Genomic DNA, 14,553 nt, shown 5'->3' with positions numbered 1-14,553 from the left:
ACAGGGGGCCCATTCATGACCGAACGCAGCCACGAGAGCCACGAGAACGTGCCGAGCAGGCAACGCAGGCGTTTCGCAGGGATCTCGTCCCGGGCCTACGAACACCCGGCGGACCGCTCGGCCCTGGTGGCCCTGCGCAAGCTGAGCGGTTTCGACACCGTGTTCAAGACCCTGAGCGGTCTGCTGCCCGAGCGCAGCCTGCGGCTGCTCTTCCTCTCCGACTCCGTCCGGGTGAGCGACGCGCAGTTCGTCCACCTCAACGACATGCTGCGGGACGCCTGTTACATCCTGGACCTGGAAAAGGTCCCGCCGATGTACGTCAACCAGGACCCGCAGCCCAATGCCATGTGTATCGGTCTCGACGAGCCGATCATCGTGGTGACGACGGGGCTGGTGGAGCTGCTCGACGAGGAGGAGATGCGGGCCGTCATCGGCCACGAGGTGGGACACGCCCTCTCCGGCCACGCCGTGTACCGCACGATTCTGCTGTTCCTCACCAATATCGCGTTGAAGGTCGCCTGGATCCCGCTCGGCAATGTCGCGATCATGGCGATCGTGACAGCACTGCGCGAGTGGTTCCGCAAGTCGGAGCTGTCGGCAGACCGGGCGGGGCTGCTGGTCGGACAGGATCTGCAGGCATCGATGCGCGGCCTGATGAAGATCGCGGGCGGCAATCATCTGCACGAGATGAATGTGGACGCCTTCCTCGCCCAGGCCGACGAGTACGAGAAGGGCGGCGATCTGCGCGACTCAGTGCTCAAGATCCTCAATCTGCTGCCCCGCTCGCACCCCTTCACCACGGTGCGCGCGGCCGAGCTGAAGAAGTGGTCCGAGACGCGCGACTACCAGCGGATCATGGACGGCCACTATCCGCGGCGCGACGAGGACAAGGACACCTCGGTGACGGACTCCTTCCGGGAGTCCGCGGCGCACTACGCGGACACGGTGCGCACCAGCAAGGATCCGCTGATGAAGCTGGTCGGCGACATAGCGGGGGGCGCCGGAGACCTGGGCGGCAAGCTCCGCGACAAGTTCACCGGTCAAGGGGGCGGGGGCGCAGCCGCCAAGGGCGGTGCTACGAACGGCTCCGCGGGCTCTGCGGAGCCCCAGGAGCCTCGGAACCCTGATGAGCCCGGGACTGCTGGGAGCTGACCGTCAGCGTCCCGCAGAGCGCCGGGTTGGGCCGGTCCGTCGCGTACGGGTCGGTGCCCGCGGGGCCGCGGGAGACGGCGCGCTGCCCGGCGAGCAGCGGCCGCAGCGCACCGGTGGTGTCCGCCGGGCACGCCTGCGGTCCGGCCTGTGCGTAGCTGGTGCGCAGTTCCAGCCGGTGCAGCCGCAGGTCTTCCCGGTCGAAGCGGAAGTGGAGCTCGCGCCGTACGGTGAAGAGCGAGGCACCGCCTGCCCGTTGAGGCCCTGAGACCGCCGGGCGGAGCGTGTATGTGAAGGTGTGGTCCGACACCACCTCCAGGGTGTCGGACCCCGCCTCCGTGTAGCTCAGGGTGCCCCGGACCCGTATGTCCGGAGCGGCCAGTGCCACCTTCGCCGGGTCGAAGCGCACCAGCCAGCCGGTGGCGGCATGCTGTCCGTCGTCGTCCGGTCGGCTCATGCTGCGGTCGAACTGGGCCATCTGGTCCGGGTCGAGCAGCAGTTTCACCGGCCGCACCGCGTTTCCGGTGAGGACGTCGGGGTCCAGCGAGGACGCCACCAGGTAGTCCTTGACCGTCGTCAGGGCCGTCGCGACCTGGCTGCCCGAGAAGTTGTCCGTCCCTCGGATCGCCGGCAGATTGATGCCTGCGGCACCTGTTTCGAACTGTGCGGCTGGGCTCTTGGCGAGGAGGCCGGCGGCGGTTCCGCCGGGTACGGCACCCTGGGGAGCCAGGGGGACGACGGTCGACCGCAGAGGTTCGGCCCTTCTGCCGACGGGCGCCTGGTAGGGGTGGCGGAAGCCCATGTACACGGCCGTTCCGAAGGCCAGGGCGATCAGGAGGACCAGGGCGATGGCTGCCTTGGAGCCGGCGCGGAAGCCCCGGGCCGGGAGGCTGCGTACGGCACGGGCGTGGTCCCCCATGCGTTCTTGGGCGGAGAACTCCTTCAGCCGGGCAGCACGCACGAACGACTCGTCGAAGACGAGTGACCGGTACTCGTCCTCACCGCCGCCCGGCGTGCTCTCGGGCGGACCTTCTGGTGGTTCTCCGCGGTCTGCCATGACTTCTCCCGACTCCACGTCACCGACCGGGGCCGAAACGCTTCGCTCTGCTTCGGCCGGATGGCTTCGGACAGGGCCTGCCCGTGATGAGTTCGCATGACGTCGCATGACTACGCATGTACGGACGGGTGAGAAGCCCCCTCGGAGAGGGGGGTCATACCTTCAGGGTAGGTCGATTACGACCGGGGTAAACGCCCAGCCGCGAGAGAACCGCCCGAGAGTTGCCCGGGGACCCCGGCCGACCGCCCTCAGGACGGGCGCGGGACTGCTGGGACCGTGGAACGGGGGTAGCCGGCCGAGGCCGGCGGGACGGCGCTGGGGAGGGGGCCCGGTGCACTGTCCACGCCGGTGGTGGCGGGCGGCGGGGCGGGGTCCTGGCGGTTGCCCGAGGTGTTGCGGTAGACGGCGCTGAAGGCAAGCGCGACCATTCCGATGCCCATCAGGACAGCAAGCAGCCAGGCCACCGGCCGGTGCCAGCGCGCCGCACCCCGGTAGGGGCGCAGGGCGCCGCCGTGGCGCCCGTAGGGTCCGCTGCCGTACACATCGTCGTCATCGGGGTCCAGCGGGTCGCCGTAGGCGCTCCCGCGGCCGTATGCGCCGCCCGGCCCGTATCCCTCGTCATAGAGTTCGTCGTCCGGCGGACCGCCGCCCGCCCGCGCCCGGGACGCCTCGGCCTCGGCGCGGGCCTGCGCAGCCGCAAGCAGTCGCTCCACGGCGGTGGGTTCATGGATCTCGGCGGCCCGTACGAAGTCCTCGTCGAATACCACGGAGGCGAAGTCCTCGTCCGCGCCCCCGCGGTCGTCGTCGGGCTCCCAGCCGTCCGGGAACGGCCTGCCCCCCACGTCGTCCGGCACCGCTCCAGACTAGCCCCGCCGGGTCGTTCTGGGCAGGGAGCCCGCAACATTCACCGGACCCAAACGGTCACCGCACGTGGCCGTCGCCCGTGACGATGTACTTCGTCGAGGTCAGCTCAGGCAGGCCCATCGGGCCCCTGGCATGCAGCTTCTGTGTGGAGATGCCGATCTCGGCGCCGAAGCCGAACTGACCGCCGTCGGTGAAGCGCGTCGACGCGTTCACGGCCACCGTCGTGGAGTCCACCAACTGGGTGAAGCGGCGGGCCGCGGCCTGGGAGGTGGTCACGATCGCCTCGGTGTGGCCGGAGGACCAGAGCCGGATGTGCGCGACGGCCGCGTCCAGCGACTCCACGACGGCCGCGGCGATGTCGTACGAGAGGTACTCGGTCTCCCAGTCCTCCGGCGTCGCCGCCACCACCGTGGCCTTGGACCCCTCGGCGTATTCGAGGACCCGCTCGTCGCCGTGCACGGTCACCCCGGCGCCGGCCAGCGCGTCCAGTGCCCGGGGCAGGAAGTCCGCGGCGATGTCCTTGTGGACCAGGAGCGTCTCGGCGGCGTTGCAGACGCTCGGGCGCTGCGCCTTGGAGTTGATCAGGATGTCGACGGCCATGTCGAGGTCGGTCTGCGCGTCCACATACACATGGCAGTTGCCGGTGCCTGTCTCGATGACCGGAACGGTGGATTCCTCGACCACTGTGCGGATCAGCGAGGCGCCGCCGCGCGGGATGAGGACGTCGACGAGGCCGCGCGCCCGCATGAGTTCCCGTACCGAGTCACGATTCTCGCCCGGCACCAGCTGCACGGCGTCGGCCGGGAGGCCGGAGCCGCCGACCGCATCGCGCAGCACCCGTACGAGCGCGACATTGGAGGCGTACGCGGAGGACGAGCCGCGCAGCAGGACGGCGTTACCCGATTTCAGGCAGAGGGCAGCGGCGTCCACCGTCACATTGGGCCGGGCCTCGTAGATGATCCCGACCACGCCGAGCGGCACCCGGACCTGTCGCAGGTCGATGCCGTTGGGCAGGGTCGAGCCGCGGACGACTTCGCCGACCGGGTCGGGCAGCGCCGCGACGTCCCGCACATCGGCGGCGATGGCACGGATCCGTTCCGGGGTGAGGGTGAGCCGGTCGACGATCGACTCGCTGGTCCCGGCCTCACGGGCGCGGGCGACGTCCTCGGCATTGGCCGCGACGATCTCGCCCGTCCGCACTTCCAGCGCGTCCGCGATCGCCAGCAGCGCGCCGTCCTTCGCCGCGCGCGGCAGTGGCGCGATGTCGGCGGCGGCGGAGCGTGCCCGGTAGGCGGCCTGGGCGACCGGGGACATGTTGTCGTACGGCGAGAGCGTGGTCATGCCCGCAGAGTAGTGCGCACACTGCGGGCATCCGTCACGTATCCCGTGATGCGAGACAACTGCCGCGGAGGCCGCCGCCGCGCTCAGTACGGGTGCACGCCGACCGGAGCGGCCGGGGGCGGCCCGTATCCCTCGGCGACGCGCTGGTGGTACGTCTCCCGGTCGATGACTTCCAGGCCGACGATCTCCCAGGGCGGCAGCCCGGCGGTGGAGCGGTGTTCCCCCCACAGCCGCAGCGCGACGGCCGCCGCATCGTGCAGATCGCGGGCCTCTTCCCAGTAGCGGATCTCTGCGTGGTCGTCGGCGTACCGGCTGGTCAGCAGGAAGGGATGGTCGTGCGCGAGCTGTTCGAGACCGCGTCTGACCTCCTTCAGCGGAATCGCGGCGCCCGAGACACTGAGCGTGATGTGCCAGAGTCTCGACGGGGCGCGCTCCTCCTTCGCCACCGTCGGCTCGGGCCCGGTGGTCCGGTCGTCCCTGCGGTCCATGGACCGGCTCTCGTCGAAGCCGGCACCTGCTCCGACACTGGTCAGGGCCCGGCCACCCGTTCCTCGGGGCGGCGCCCCCGGGCGCGCTCGTCTCACCGGCGGCCTCCTGTGAATGCGTTTGCTGTGCTGTACCCCGCTGTGCCCCCGCTACAAAGTTGACCAGTCCGCGGCCGACGATGGGGCGCTTTTCGTGAAGGTCCCTGCCCCGAGGCTGGACTTTCAGCCGTTTCAGGGGATCTGTCAGGGGTGCAGGACGACGAGATCGTCCCTGTGTACGACCTCGCGTTCATATGCTGGACCGAGCTCACGTGCCAGATCGCGGGTGGATCGGCCGAGCAGCTGCGGAATCTCCTTGGCGTCGAAGTTGACGAGCCCGCGGGCCACGGGACGGCCTTCGAGGTCGCGCAGTTCCACCGGGTCGCCCGCGGTGAACTCGCCCTCGATCGCGGCGATTCCTGCGGGCAGCAGCGAACTGTGCCGCTCGACGACCGCCTGTACGGCCCCGTCGTCGAGGGTCAGCGAGCCCTGCGGGGTGGAGGCGTGGGCGAGCCAGAGGAGCCGGTCCGCCGAGCGGCGTCCGGTGCGGTGGAAGTACGTACCGGTGTCGCGTCCGGCCAGTGCGTCGGCGGCCCGGCTCGCGGAGGTGAGGACGACCGGGACTCCGGCGGCCGTGGCGATCCGGGCGGCCTCGACCTTGGTGACCATGCCGCCGGTGCCGACGCCTGCCTTCCCCGCACTGCCGATGGTGACACCCGCGAGATCCTCGGGGCCGGCCACTTCGGCGACCCGCGAGGTGCCCGGGGTGCTGGGGTCGCCGTCGTAGAGGCCGTCCACGTCCGAGAGGAGGACCAGCAGATCCGCGCGGACGAGATGGGCGACGAGCGCGGCGAGCCGGTCGTTGTCGCCGAACCGGATCTCGTCGGTGGCGACGGTGTCGTTCTCGTTGACGATCGGGAGCGCACCCATGTCCAGGAGCTGGTCGAGGGTGCGGTAGGCGTTGCGGTAGTGGGCACGGCGGCTGGTGTCGTTGCTGGTGAGCAGCACCTGGCCGACGCGTACGCCGTAACGCGCGAAGGAGGCGGTGTAGCGGGCGACGAGCAGTCCTTGTCCGACGCTGGCCGCGGCCTGCTGTCTGGCCAGGTCCTTGGGCCGGCGGTGCAGCCCGAGCGGGGCGAGCCCGGCCGCGATGGCGCCGCTGGAGACGAGCACGATCTCGCGCTCCCCGCCGCTCCTCACCTTGGCGAGTACGTCGACGAGCGCGTCGACACGGTCCGCGTCGAGGCCGCCCGCCGCGGTGGTGAGGGATGAGGAACCGACCTTGACCACGATCCTGCGGGCCTCTGCGACGCCCTGCCTTGCCCTTGACACGTACATCCCCAATGATTCGGCTCCGCCCGGCCCTGGCAATCTACGCGAGCGGCCGGGCGGCACGTCCGCCCGTTCCGCAGCGTGGGATGCGCGGCCCGCGCCGCCGCGCATCCCGTACACGGCTCAGCGTGCGCGCAGTTGCTCCCGGAAGGAGACGCAGTCTTCGTAGCGGGGCAGCAGCCCCTGCCGCTCGGCCTCGGCGAGCGTCGGCGCCTGCTCGTCCTTGGGGGAGAGCAACGGCTCGATGTCCTCGGGCCAGGCGATGGCCAGTTCGGGATCGAGCGGGTTGATGCCGTGCTCCCGCTCGGGCGCGTACCCCTCTGAGCAGAGGTAGACCACGGTCGCGTCGTCGCTCAGTGCGAAGAAACCGTGGCCGAGACCCTCCGAGAGATAGACCGCGTGGTGGTTCCGGTCGTCGAGGCGGACGATCTCCCACTGCTTGTAGGTCGGGGAACCGACCCTGATGTCGACGATGACGTCCAGGACGGCGCCGCGTACGCACTTGACGTACTTGGCCTGGCTGGGTGGCACATCGGCGAAGTGGAGACCGCGCAGGGTCCCTCGGCGGGACACGGAGCAGTTCGCCTGGACCAGGCTGAGGTCCTGGCCCGTGGCCGCACGGAAATCCGCGCCGCGGAACCACTCGTGGAAGCTGCCGCGGTCGTCGGGGAACACCTTCGGCTCGTGGACCCAGGCGCCTTCGATGGACAGAGGTCGCATGCTGTTCTGCTTTCTCACTGCAAGGTGATGCCGGTTGTTGTGGTCGGCTGCGGAGCGGAGGTGCTACTTGAACAGGGTCCGCTTGATACGTCCGGTCACGCGCCGCACCAGGGATCTCTTCGGTGCGGGAGCGGTGGGCTTCTTGGCCGCCGCGGCCGCCGCGGCCACCGTGGTCGTGGACATCGTTGCGTCGGCGGCGACGGCGATGACGACCGGAAGCTTGGCCCAGCGCGGCTTGCCGCGTCGGGCGGATGGCAGGCCGATCTCGATGCCCCAGAAACGTCCGGCGCCCAGCCCGTCCGGGAGGTGTGCGGAGAGGACCGCCGCGGTGGGGCCGGCCGTGAGAGTCGCGACGGTCTCGGCCGTGCTCCCGCCGGACAGGGGCTTGAAACGCAGCCTGGCGCTCTCGGTACCGACGGTGCCGTTCATCGCGAGGGGGACGGGCAGTTCGATCCGGCCGTCCGCCAGGACAGTGTCCTTCGGGGTGAGGCTCTTGAGGTCCCGGTCGAACCGACTGGTGGCAAGGTCCACGTCGAGGGAGAGGTTGCCGTGCGGCTCGGTCCAGTACGGCAGGACCAGCCGTACCGGCTCACCGCTCAAGGCACCGCGTCGGCCGGTCTCCATGTTCTCGGCACGGGCCGATCCGAGGCGAGTCTCCTTGGTCCAGCCGCACGAGCTGATCCGGATCAGGACGTCCCAGATGCCGTCGCCCAGCGGTGCGCCGTTGGCCGCGGACTCCGGGTCGATCGTCGCCTCGGCCCGAAGCACCAGCCGGAATGTGGCCCCGTCGTCGGAGGGGATGCGCTCACGGGTGAACTCGACCGGCTGGAAGAACTCCGCGGCGGTGGTCCGTTCCCGTACGACCAGATCGACCTTGGCCTTGTCGACGGTCGCGAGAGGACTGGCGCCGAGACCCACGACGGCGTCCAGGGTGTCCTGCGCCAGCGGCAGGTTCAGCAGGTCCTCCTCGCCCTCGGTCCGGAAGGTCATCGGTTCGCCGTCGGTCTGGTACTCGGCGGTGAAGCCTGCCCCGAGCCGCCCGGCGTCCCACTTCAGGGACTCCAGGAAGCCGGTGGGCTTGATCCCGGCCTCCCAGCGGGCCAGTTCCTCGATGTCGGCGAGGCGGTCGGCCACGACGAGCGCGGCGACGATCTGCTGGGTGGGCTGCATCCCCCGCGCGACACCGGGTCCGAACCGTTCGGTGACGACGCCCCGGATCTCGGTGTACAGCTCCTGGCGGTAGTCCTCCGGCAACGTCAGCAGACGCTTGCCGCGAAGGCGCTCGACCATCTCATTGCGCAGCCAGCGGCGGAACATGCTGTCGCGGAGCGTGCCAGGCTCCGTGTACTTCTCGACGATGTCGAGGGCTTCCCGGAGGTTGTTGTAGTAGCCGACCGGGTCGAAGCGCTGGAAACCGGCGTTCGAGGCGTCCTCACGCTTGATGTGGTAGTAGCACAGGTAGTCGCTGAGAACCGCGATGTTGGAGGCCCGAAGGTACGTCTCGACCACGAAGACGTGGTCCTCCAGACGCCGACGGCCCTCCCGGAAGCTGATGCCCTTGCTCTCCAGGAATTCCTTGCGGAACATCTTGTGCGGAGTGAGGCTGTCCATGAGCGGGGCGCTGGAGACGTCGGCGCGCGGACGGTTCACGCGGAAGAGCTCCACCGGCACCGGACGGCCCTTGCCGGCCATCTTGCCGATGACGACGTCGGCCTCGTTCTCGACGCCGTAGTTGTACATGCGCTCCAGGGCTTCGTCACCCAGCCAGTCGTCGTTGTCGACGTACATGACGAACTCGCCCTTGGCCGCGGCGGTGCCGACATTGCGGGGCTTGCCCGACCAGCCCGAGGACTCCTGGTGGATGACGTGCATGTGCGGGTACGTGGCGGCGATCTCGTCCAACCGCGCCGGGGTGGCGTCGGTGGAGCCGTCGTCGACGAAGATGGCCTCGTACTCGTCGTCCGGGAGGCTCTGCCGAAGCAGTGAGGCGATGCAGTCCTCGATGTACTCACCCGGGTTGTACACCGGGATGACGACGCTGACCTTGACGGACATGCAGTTAACCCCAATAAGAGAGGAAGGCCCCGGCGTCTCATCGCCCTGGGAAATGTACGCATCAGATTATCGCGAGCCCGCGGGAACGGCCCGACGCGATGTCGGGCCTCTCCTTCCTCGTCCGGCGCCCTCGGCTCAGCCGGTCAACGCCTTGATCCGGCGGCGCAGAGGCGCGTAGGCCGAGCGCGGGCGGCGCAGGTTGCGGGCGCGGACCAGCGAGGGCCAGAAGTCGGCTTCGAGCAGCGCCTCGGCCTGTACGGCGTTCTTGCGCACCAGCAGCTCGTCGGGGACGTCCTGCGGGTCGGGTACGACGTATTCCTCGATGATCCTGTCGTACGCGTTCTTCAGCACCGTGCTGTCCGGGTCGGCGCCGAAGACCAGCACGATACCGGTGGGCTGGGTGTCGACCTCGATCACCGTCAGGTCGGGGCGAAAGCGCCGCAGCACGGTAGCCACCTTGTAGACGTCTCCCGTCCAGGCGTCGGTGTGCCGGTCGCGGGCCGCCTCGTCGACATTACGCGGCAGCATGTCGTCCAGCACGATCACGCTCGACCAGCGGGCGTGCTTCTCGACGTTCATGAAGTCGCGCAGGGCGTACTCGAAGAGGTGCATGCCGTCGATGAAGGCGAGCTCCAGCTTCGGATCCCCGCCGAGCACATTGAGGGGATCGCGGCGGGCGAGGGCGCGGAACGGGTTGCGGCCGTTGCGCAGGTGCAGCAGCGGGTCCTTGCGGGCGAAGAAGTCGTCGCTCGTCGCCTTGACCAGGTGGACGTCGCAGCTGATGTCCGTCACCACGCGGAAGGCGGGGTCGACGGCGACGGAGGGCACTCGCGAGAGGGCCAGGCTCCTGCCGTCGTTGACCCCGATCTCCAAATAGTTCCGAGGCCGGTAGACGCGGTGCAATTGACGCAGAAAGTCATGGCGGTTCACGTGGAGCAGCCCTTCGGAGGAAACCAACTGGTCTGGTCCCCGGCGAAGTTACCCCATGACCGCACTGTGATGTAAGCGTTCTCCCCTATGTAAACCTTCGTTGTTCACATCTTTGGAATTCGATGGGATTTGACCGTCGATACGATTATTTGACGATCACGACCGCTCTGCCGCGACGAGTGCCGGGAATGCCTCTTCCAGTGCCGCCCGCCAGTCCCGGATCGGGTCGATCCCGGCCTCTGCCCAGCGGTCGTGTCCCAGCACACTGAAAGCGGGACGGGGGGCCGGCCGTACGAACGCCTCGCTGGTGGTGGGGCGGACGCGCGCAGGGTCGGTGCCGAGCAGCCGGAAGATCTCCCGGGTGAAGCCGAACCAGGTCGTCTCGCCGCCGCTGGTGCCGTGGTAGACACCCGCGGGGGCGGTGCCCGCGAGGGCGGCCTGCCCGAGCCTGACCAGCCGGTCGGCCAGATCGACGGTCCAGGTGGGCTGTCCGCGCTGATCGTCCACCACGTCGAGGGTCTCCTTGATGCCCTCCAGTTTGATCATCGTACGGACGAAATTGCCGCCGCCCGCGCCGTACAGCCAGGCGGTACGGACCACGTAACCGGTGTCCGGCAGGGTGTCGAGCACGGCCTGCTCGCCGGCCAGTTTGGTGCGGCCGTAGGCGCTGCGCGGTCCGGTGGGGCCGTTCTCGGCGTACGGCTTCTCGCCGTCGCCGGCGAATACGTAGTCGGTCGAGACCTGGAGGAGGACGGCCCCGTGTTCACGGCAGGCCGCGGCAAGGACCTCGGGGCCCGTGCCGTTGACCCGCAGCGCGGCGTCCTCCTGGGACTCGGCGTCGTCGACAGCGGTCCAGGCGGCGCAGTTCACCACGACGGCGGGGCGGTGCTCGTCGAAGCCGGCGCGCACCGATCCGGGGTCCGCGATGTCCATGGCCGCACGGTCCGCGGCGACCGCGGTGATGCCCTCACGGGCGAGCCGGGCCAGGACGTCCTGGCCCAGCATCCCGGCGGCTCCGGTGACCAGCCAGACGGCGCTCACAGCGCGGCCCGGTCCTTGAGCGGCTCCCACCAGGCACGGTTGTCGCGGTACCACTGCACAGTCTCGGCGAGGCCGGTGCGGAAGTCCTTGCTGGGCTCGTAACCGAGCTCCTCGCGGATCTTGGTGCAGTCGACCGAGTAGCGGCGGTCGTGGCCCTTGCGGTCCTCGACGTAGGTGACGCTGGTGTCCCAGTCGGCACCGCAGGCGTCCAGCAGCAGACCGGTCAGCTCCTTGTTGGAGAGCTCGGTGCCGCCGCCGATGTTGTAGACCTCACCGGGTCGGCCCTTCGTACGGACCAGTTCGATGCCCTGGACGTGGTCGTCGATGTGCAGCCAGTCGCGGACGTTGGCGCCGTCGCCGTACAGCGGGACCGTCTTGCCGTCCAGCAGGTTGGTGACGAACAGCGGAATGACCTTCTCGGGGAAGTGGTGGTGCCCGTAGTTGTTGGAGCAGCGGGTCACCCGCACGTCGAGGCCGTGGGTGCGGTGGTACGAAAGCGCGATCAGGTCGCTGGACGCCTTGGCCGCGGAGTAGGGCGAGTTGGGCGCGAGCGGATCGGTCTCGGGCCAGGAGCCCTCGTCGATCGAGCCGTAGACCTCGTCGGTGGAGATGTGCACGAAGGTCTTGATACCGGCCAGGTGCGCGGCGTGGATCAGGGTGTGGGTGCCCACGACGTTCGTACGGACGAACTCGGCGCCGCCGTCGATGGAGCGGTCCACATGCGATTCGGCGGCGAAGTGCACCACCTGGTCGTGCTCGGCCATCAGCTTGGAGACCAGCTCGGGATCACAGATGTCGCCCTGCACGAACCTGAAACCGGGGTGGTCGCGCACCTCGTCGAGGTTGGCCGGGTTGCCCGCGTAGGTGAGCTTGTCGAGCACGGTGACGGCGATGTCGCCGGGGCCCTCGGGGCCGAGCACCGTACGGACATAGTGCGAGCCGATGAAGCCGGCACCGCCGGTCACCAGGATGTTGGTGGTCATGAAGAGATCTGCACCTTGCTGTGGTCGCCGAGTACGAGTCGGTGGGCGGACGGGGAACGGGGCGCGGGGGTCACCTCGACGTCACGGCCGATGAGTGACGCCTCCACTCGGCGGACACCGGCGATGGAGGCGCCCCGCAGGACGATGGAGTACTCGATCTCGCTGTCTTCGATCCGGCAGTCCTCCGAGACCGAGGTGAACGGGCCCACGTACGCCCCGCTGATCACCGACCGGGCGCCGATGATCACGGGCCCGACGATGCGGCTGCCGCTGACCTTGGCGCCCGGCTCGATCCGGACCCGGCCGATGATCTCGCTGTCCGCGTCGACGTCGGCACCCTCCTGGAACGGCTCGACGGCCTCCAGGACGGTCCGGTTGACCTCCAGCATGTCGGTGACGTTGCCGGTGTCCTTCCAGTAGCCACGGATCGTGGTGGAGCGCACGTCGCGCTTCTGGTCGATCAGCCACTGGATGGCGTGCGTGATCTCCAGCTCGCCGCGCCAGGACGGCTCGATCGAGCGGACCGCCTCGTGGATGGCGGGGGTGAAGAGGTAGACGCCGACGAGCGCCAGATCGCTCTTGGGCTCCTTCGGCTTCTCCTCCAGGGACGCCACCCGGCCGTCGGCGTCGAGCTCCGCGACACCGAAGGAGGTCGGGTTGGGCACCTGCGTCAGCAGGATCTGCGCGTCGGGCTTGTCCGCGCGGAACTCGTCCACCAGACCGGTGATCCCGCCGACGATGAAGTTGTCGCCGAGGTACATGACGAAGTCGTCGTCGCCCAGGAAGTCGCGGGCGATCAGCACCGCGTGGGCGAGGCCGAGCGGCTCGTCCTGCGGGATGTAGGTGACCTCGATACCGAGCGCGGAACCGTCACCGACCGCCTCGCGGATCTCGGGGGCGGTGTCGCCCACGATGATGCCGACCTCGGTGATACCCGCTTCCGCGATGGCTTCCAGGCCGTAGAACAGCACGGGCTTGTTCGCCACGGGCACCAGTTGCTTGGCCGAGGTGTGTGTGATGGGACGCAGGCGGGTGCCAGCCCCTCCGGATAGTACGAGAGCCTTCACGTGACCAGTCCCCAGGGTGAGATGTCGGTCCCGTCGCGGGAGCGCGACGTCCGAGCGAATTTTACTGAGCATTTCGGTGTACCGACCGCACGGGCCGGGTGTGCGGCTCGGACGGTGGAGAGGCGGCTGCTAACCCGCGTTCAGCCGGGACTTCCAGCGACGTACGTCACGGCGCATCCTGCGCGCCACACGCCTGGACAGCGAGGCTCGGCGGGCGGCGGCCTCCGGCTGCTCGATGCGCTTGCCGTCGCGCCAGTCGGGCACGGTGACTTCGTAATCGGAGTCGGCCAGACCGGCCGACCTGTCGCGGAAGTGCGGGTAGGCGAGGTACAGCTTGTCACCCTTGCGTGAGCTGACCACATCCGGGACCGTCTTCGCCCGGAGGTAGCGCAGCACGTCGATCAGCAGGTCCATACGGCCCTGTGCCACGCAGGCGAGCCGCAGCCGCTCGCCCACCTTGATCAGCCGGGCCACTCCGTCGTTCCAGTACTCCTCCATCAGCGGCGCCGCGAGTTCCATCTTGTGCCGCCGGACATCCTCCGAATCCTTCAGCACGACGGGGCCGAACTGCTGCAGCATCCCGACAGTGAAAGGACGGATCATCAGGAAGTCCCGCTTCGGCCCTGCGGGCTCGATCCGGTGGATGAGCGCCATCATGGCGCGCATCGAATCGAAGCGCCATTCATAGGTGCCGCTCTTCGTGACATGCTTCCCGTCGTCACGACCCACCAGGTAATAGCAGACGTAATCGGATATCACGGAAATCCCGGCACCACGCAGATATGCCTCCATGGTGAAGAGAGCGTCCTCACCGGTCTTGAGGTTCTCATCGAATCTCAGGGAGAGCCGCTCCAGCAATTCACGCCGGAAGAGCTTCTGTGCGCTCAGCGTGTAAATGACCTTGGAGTTGTAGACGTCGACTCGCTCCTTGGTCGCTCTCCACATCGACTTCGGCGCACCCCGGTTCACGCCGACCACCTTGCCGAGGACCACATCGGTGCCGGCCCGGTCGCCCATGGCCACCATGCGCTCCAGAGCCTCGTCCCCGAAGTAGTCGTCGGCGTCCAGGAAGAACACATAGCGGCCGCGCGCCATACCGAGACCCACGTTGCGCGGGCCACTGGGACCGCCGGAGTTCTTCTGTCTGATAACTCGGGTCGGGACCTGGGACCGGGCTGCGAATTGCTCCAGGTACTCGCCTGTGCCGTCGGTCGATCCGTCGTCGACCGCAACAATTTCGATCCGGTTCGCGCCGAGGGTCTGCGCCTCCACCGATTCGAGACAGCGGACGAGATAGGGCATCGCCTCATACGCGCCGACAACCACAGTTACGTCAGGAATTTGCGTCTCGTTCACACAGGCACAAGACAGTCGGACCGCTCCGTTGGTTGTCCCGGGCCGCACGTCGGCGTGGTGATACTCATCACAAGGGCCCGGCACACCCTCCGGGAGTGTGCCGGGCCCTGCTCGATCGTGTACGGCGGGTGGCG

Annotated in this window: 13 protein-coding genes; 1 reads left to right on the top strand and 12 read right to left on the bottom strand. The window is 68.8% G+C overall.

Annotation, left to right across the window (positions count from 1 at the left end; all coding sequences use genetic code 11):
• Positions 1–15: 15 nt before the first annotated feature.
• Positions 16–1,152, top strand: a complete 1,137-nt coding sequence (locus IEZ15_RS04775) for a M48 family metallopeptidase (RefSeq protein WP_189274471.1) — start codon at positions 16–18, stop codon at positions 1,150–1,152.
• Here the strand turns inward: IEZ15_RS04775 and IEZ15_RS04770 are convergent.
• The 12 genes from IEZ15_RS04770 to IEZ15_RS04715 all read right to left on the bottom strand — a co-directional run bounded on the left by IEZ15_RS04770 (position 1,076) and on the right by IEZ15_RS04715 (position 14,419).
• Entirely contained in the window at positions 1,076–2,206 is a 1,131-nt protein-coding gene (locus tag IEZ15_RS04770) for an SCO2583 family membrane protein (protein ID WP_189274469.1), read from the bottom strand. The genes IEZ15_RS04775 and IEZ15_RS04770 overlap by 77 nt on opposite strands.
• A 248-nt stretch (positions 2,207–2,454) precedes the next feature.
• Positions 2,455–3,060, bottom strand: coding sequence for an SCO2584 family spore wall biosynthesis protein (locus IEZ15_RS04765; RefSeq protein WP_189274467.1), 606 nt, complete (start codon positions 3,058–3,060; stop codon positions 2,455–2,457).
• A gap of 67 nt (positions 3,061–3,127) precedes the next feature.
• Complete coding sequence (locus IEZ15_RS04760) at positions 3,128–4,411, bottom strand: glutamate-5-semialdehyde dehydrogenase (RefSeq protein WP_114244459.1); 1,284 nt, start codon at positions 4,409–4,411, stop codon at positions 3,128–3,130.
• Positions 4,412–4,494: 83 nt separating this feature from the next.
• A complete protein-coding gene (locus tag IEZ15_RS04755; protein WP_189274464.1) occupies positions 4,495–4,995 on the bottom strand; it encodes a DUF8830 family protein in 501 nt (166 codons plus the stop codon).
• Between the two features lie 144 nt (positions 4,996–5,139).
• Positions 5,140–6,225: a glutamate 5-kinase gene (gene proB, locus IEZ15_RS04750; protein WP_229845750.1), complete on the bottom strand. Its 1,086-nt coding sequence runs from the start codon at positions 6,223–6,225 to the stop codon at positions 5,140–5,142.
• Between the two features lie 165 nt (positions 6,226–6,390).
• The gene (rfbC, locus tag IEZ15_RS04745) at positions 6,391–6,987 is read right to left on the bottom strand and encodes a dTDP-4-dehydrorhamnose 3,5-epimerase (RefSeq protein WP_114244462.1); all 597 of its coding nucleotides are present in this window, start codon (positions 6,985–6,987) and stop codon (positions 6,391–6,393) included.
• Between the two features lie 63 nt (positions 6,988–7,050).
• Complete coding sequence (locus IEZ15_RS04740; RefSeq protein WP_189274460.1) at positions 7,051–9,042, bottom strand: glycosyltransferase family 2 protein; 1,992 nt, start codon at positions 9,040–9,042, stop codon at positions 7,051–7,053.
• A gap of 135 nt (positions 9,043–9,177) precedes the next feature.
• Positions 9,178–9,972: an O-methyltransferase gene (locus tag IEZ15_RS04735; protein ID WP_189274458.1), complete on the bottom strand. Its 795-nt coding sequence runs from the start codon at positions 9,970–9,972 to the stop codon at positions 9,178–9,180.
• 156 nt (positions 9,973–10,128) lie between these two features.
• Positions 10,129–11,013: a dTDP-4-dehydrorhamnose reductase gene (gene rfbD / locus IEZ15_RS04730; RefSeq protein WP_114244464.1), complete on the bottom strand. Its 885-nt coding sequence runs from the start codon at positions 11,011–11,013 to the stop codon at positions 10,129–10,131.
• Positions 11,010–11,996, bottom strand: coding sequence for a dTDP-glucose 4,6-dehydratase (gene rfbB / locus IEZ15_RS04725; RefSeq protein ID WP_189274455.1), 987 nt, complete (start codon positions 11,994–11,996; stop codon positions 11,010–11,012). The genes rfbD and rfbB overlap by 4 nt, the downstream gene beginning before the upstream one ends.
• Positions 11,993–13,063: a glucose-1-phosphate thymidylyltransferase gene (locus IEZ15_RS04720; protein ID WP_114244466.1), complete on the bottom strand. Its 1,071-nt coding sequence runs from the start codon at positions 13,061–13,063 to the stop codon at positions 11,993–11,995. The genes rfbB and IEZ15_RS04720 overlap by 4 nt, the downstream gene beginning before the upstream one ends.
• Before the next feature lie 129 nt (positions 13,064–13,192).
• A complete protein-coding gene (locus IEZ15_RS04715; RefSeq protein WP_189274452.1) occupies positions 13,193–14,419 on the bottom strand; it encodes a glycosyltransferase family 2 protein in 1,227 nt (408 codons plus the stop codon).
• Positions 14,420–14,553 lie beyond the last annotated feature (134 nt).

Origin of the sequence: Streptomyces atratus (genome assembly GCF_014648655.1) — a bacterium.
GTDB lineage: Bacteria > Actinomycetota > Actinomycetes > Streptomycetales > Streptomycetaceae > Streptomyces > Streptomyces atratus.
Note: the sequence above shows the minus strand (reverse complement) of the source record. Positions and strands in the feature narration are given on the sequence as shown.

Bases quoted from the DNA above. Each gene is read 5' to 3' on its own strand.
- IEZ15_RS04775 (WP_189274471.1), top strand. From the start codon at position 16: ATGACCGAACGCAGCCACGAGAGCCACGAGAACGTGCCGAGCAGGCAA.
- IEZ15_RS04770 (WP_189274469.1), bottom strand. From the start codon at position 2,206: ATGGCAGACCGCGGAGAACCACCAGAAGGTCCGCCCGAGAGCACGCCG.
- IEZ15_RS04760 (WP_114244459.1), bottom strand. From the start codon at position 4,411: ATGACCACGCTCTCGCCGTACGACAACATGTCCCCGGTCGCCCAGGCC.
- rfbC (WP_114244462.1), bottom strand. From the start codon at position 6,987: ATGCGACCTCTGTCCATCGAAGGCGCCTGGGTCCACGAGCCGAAGGTG.
- IEZ15_RS04740 (WP_189274460.1), bottom strand. From the start codon at position 9,042: ATGTCCGTCAAGGTCAGCGTCGTCATCCCGGTGTACAACCCGGGTGAG.
- rfbB (WP_189274455.1), bottom strand. From the start codon at position 11,996: ATGACCACCAACATCCTGGTGACCGGCGGTGCCGGCTTCATCGGCTCG.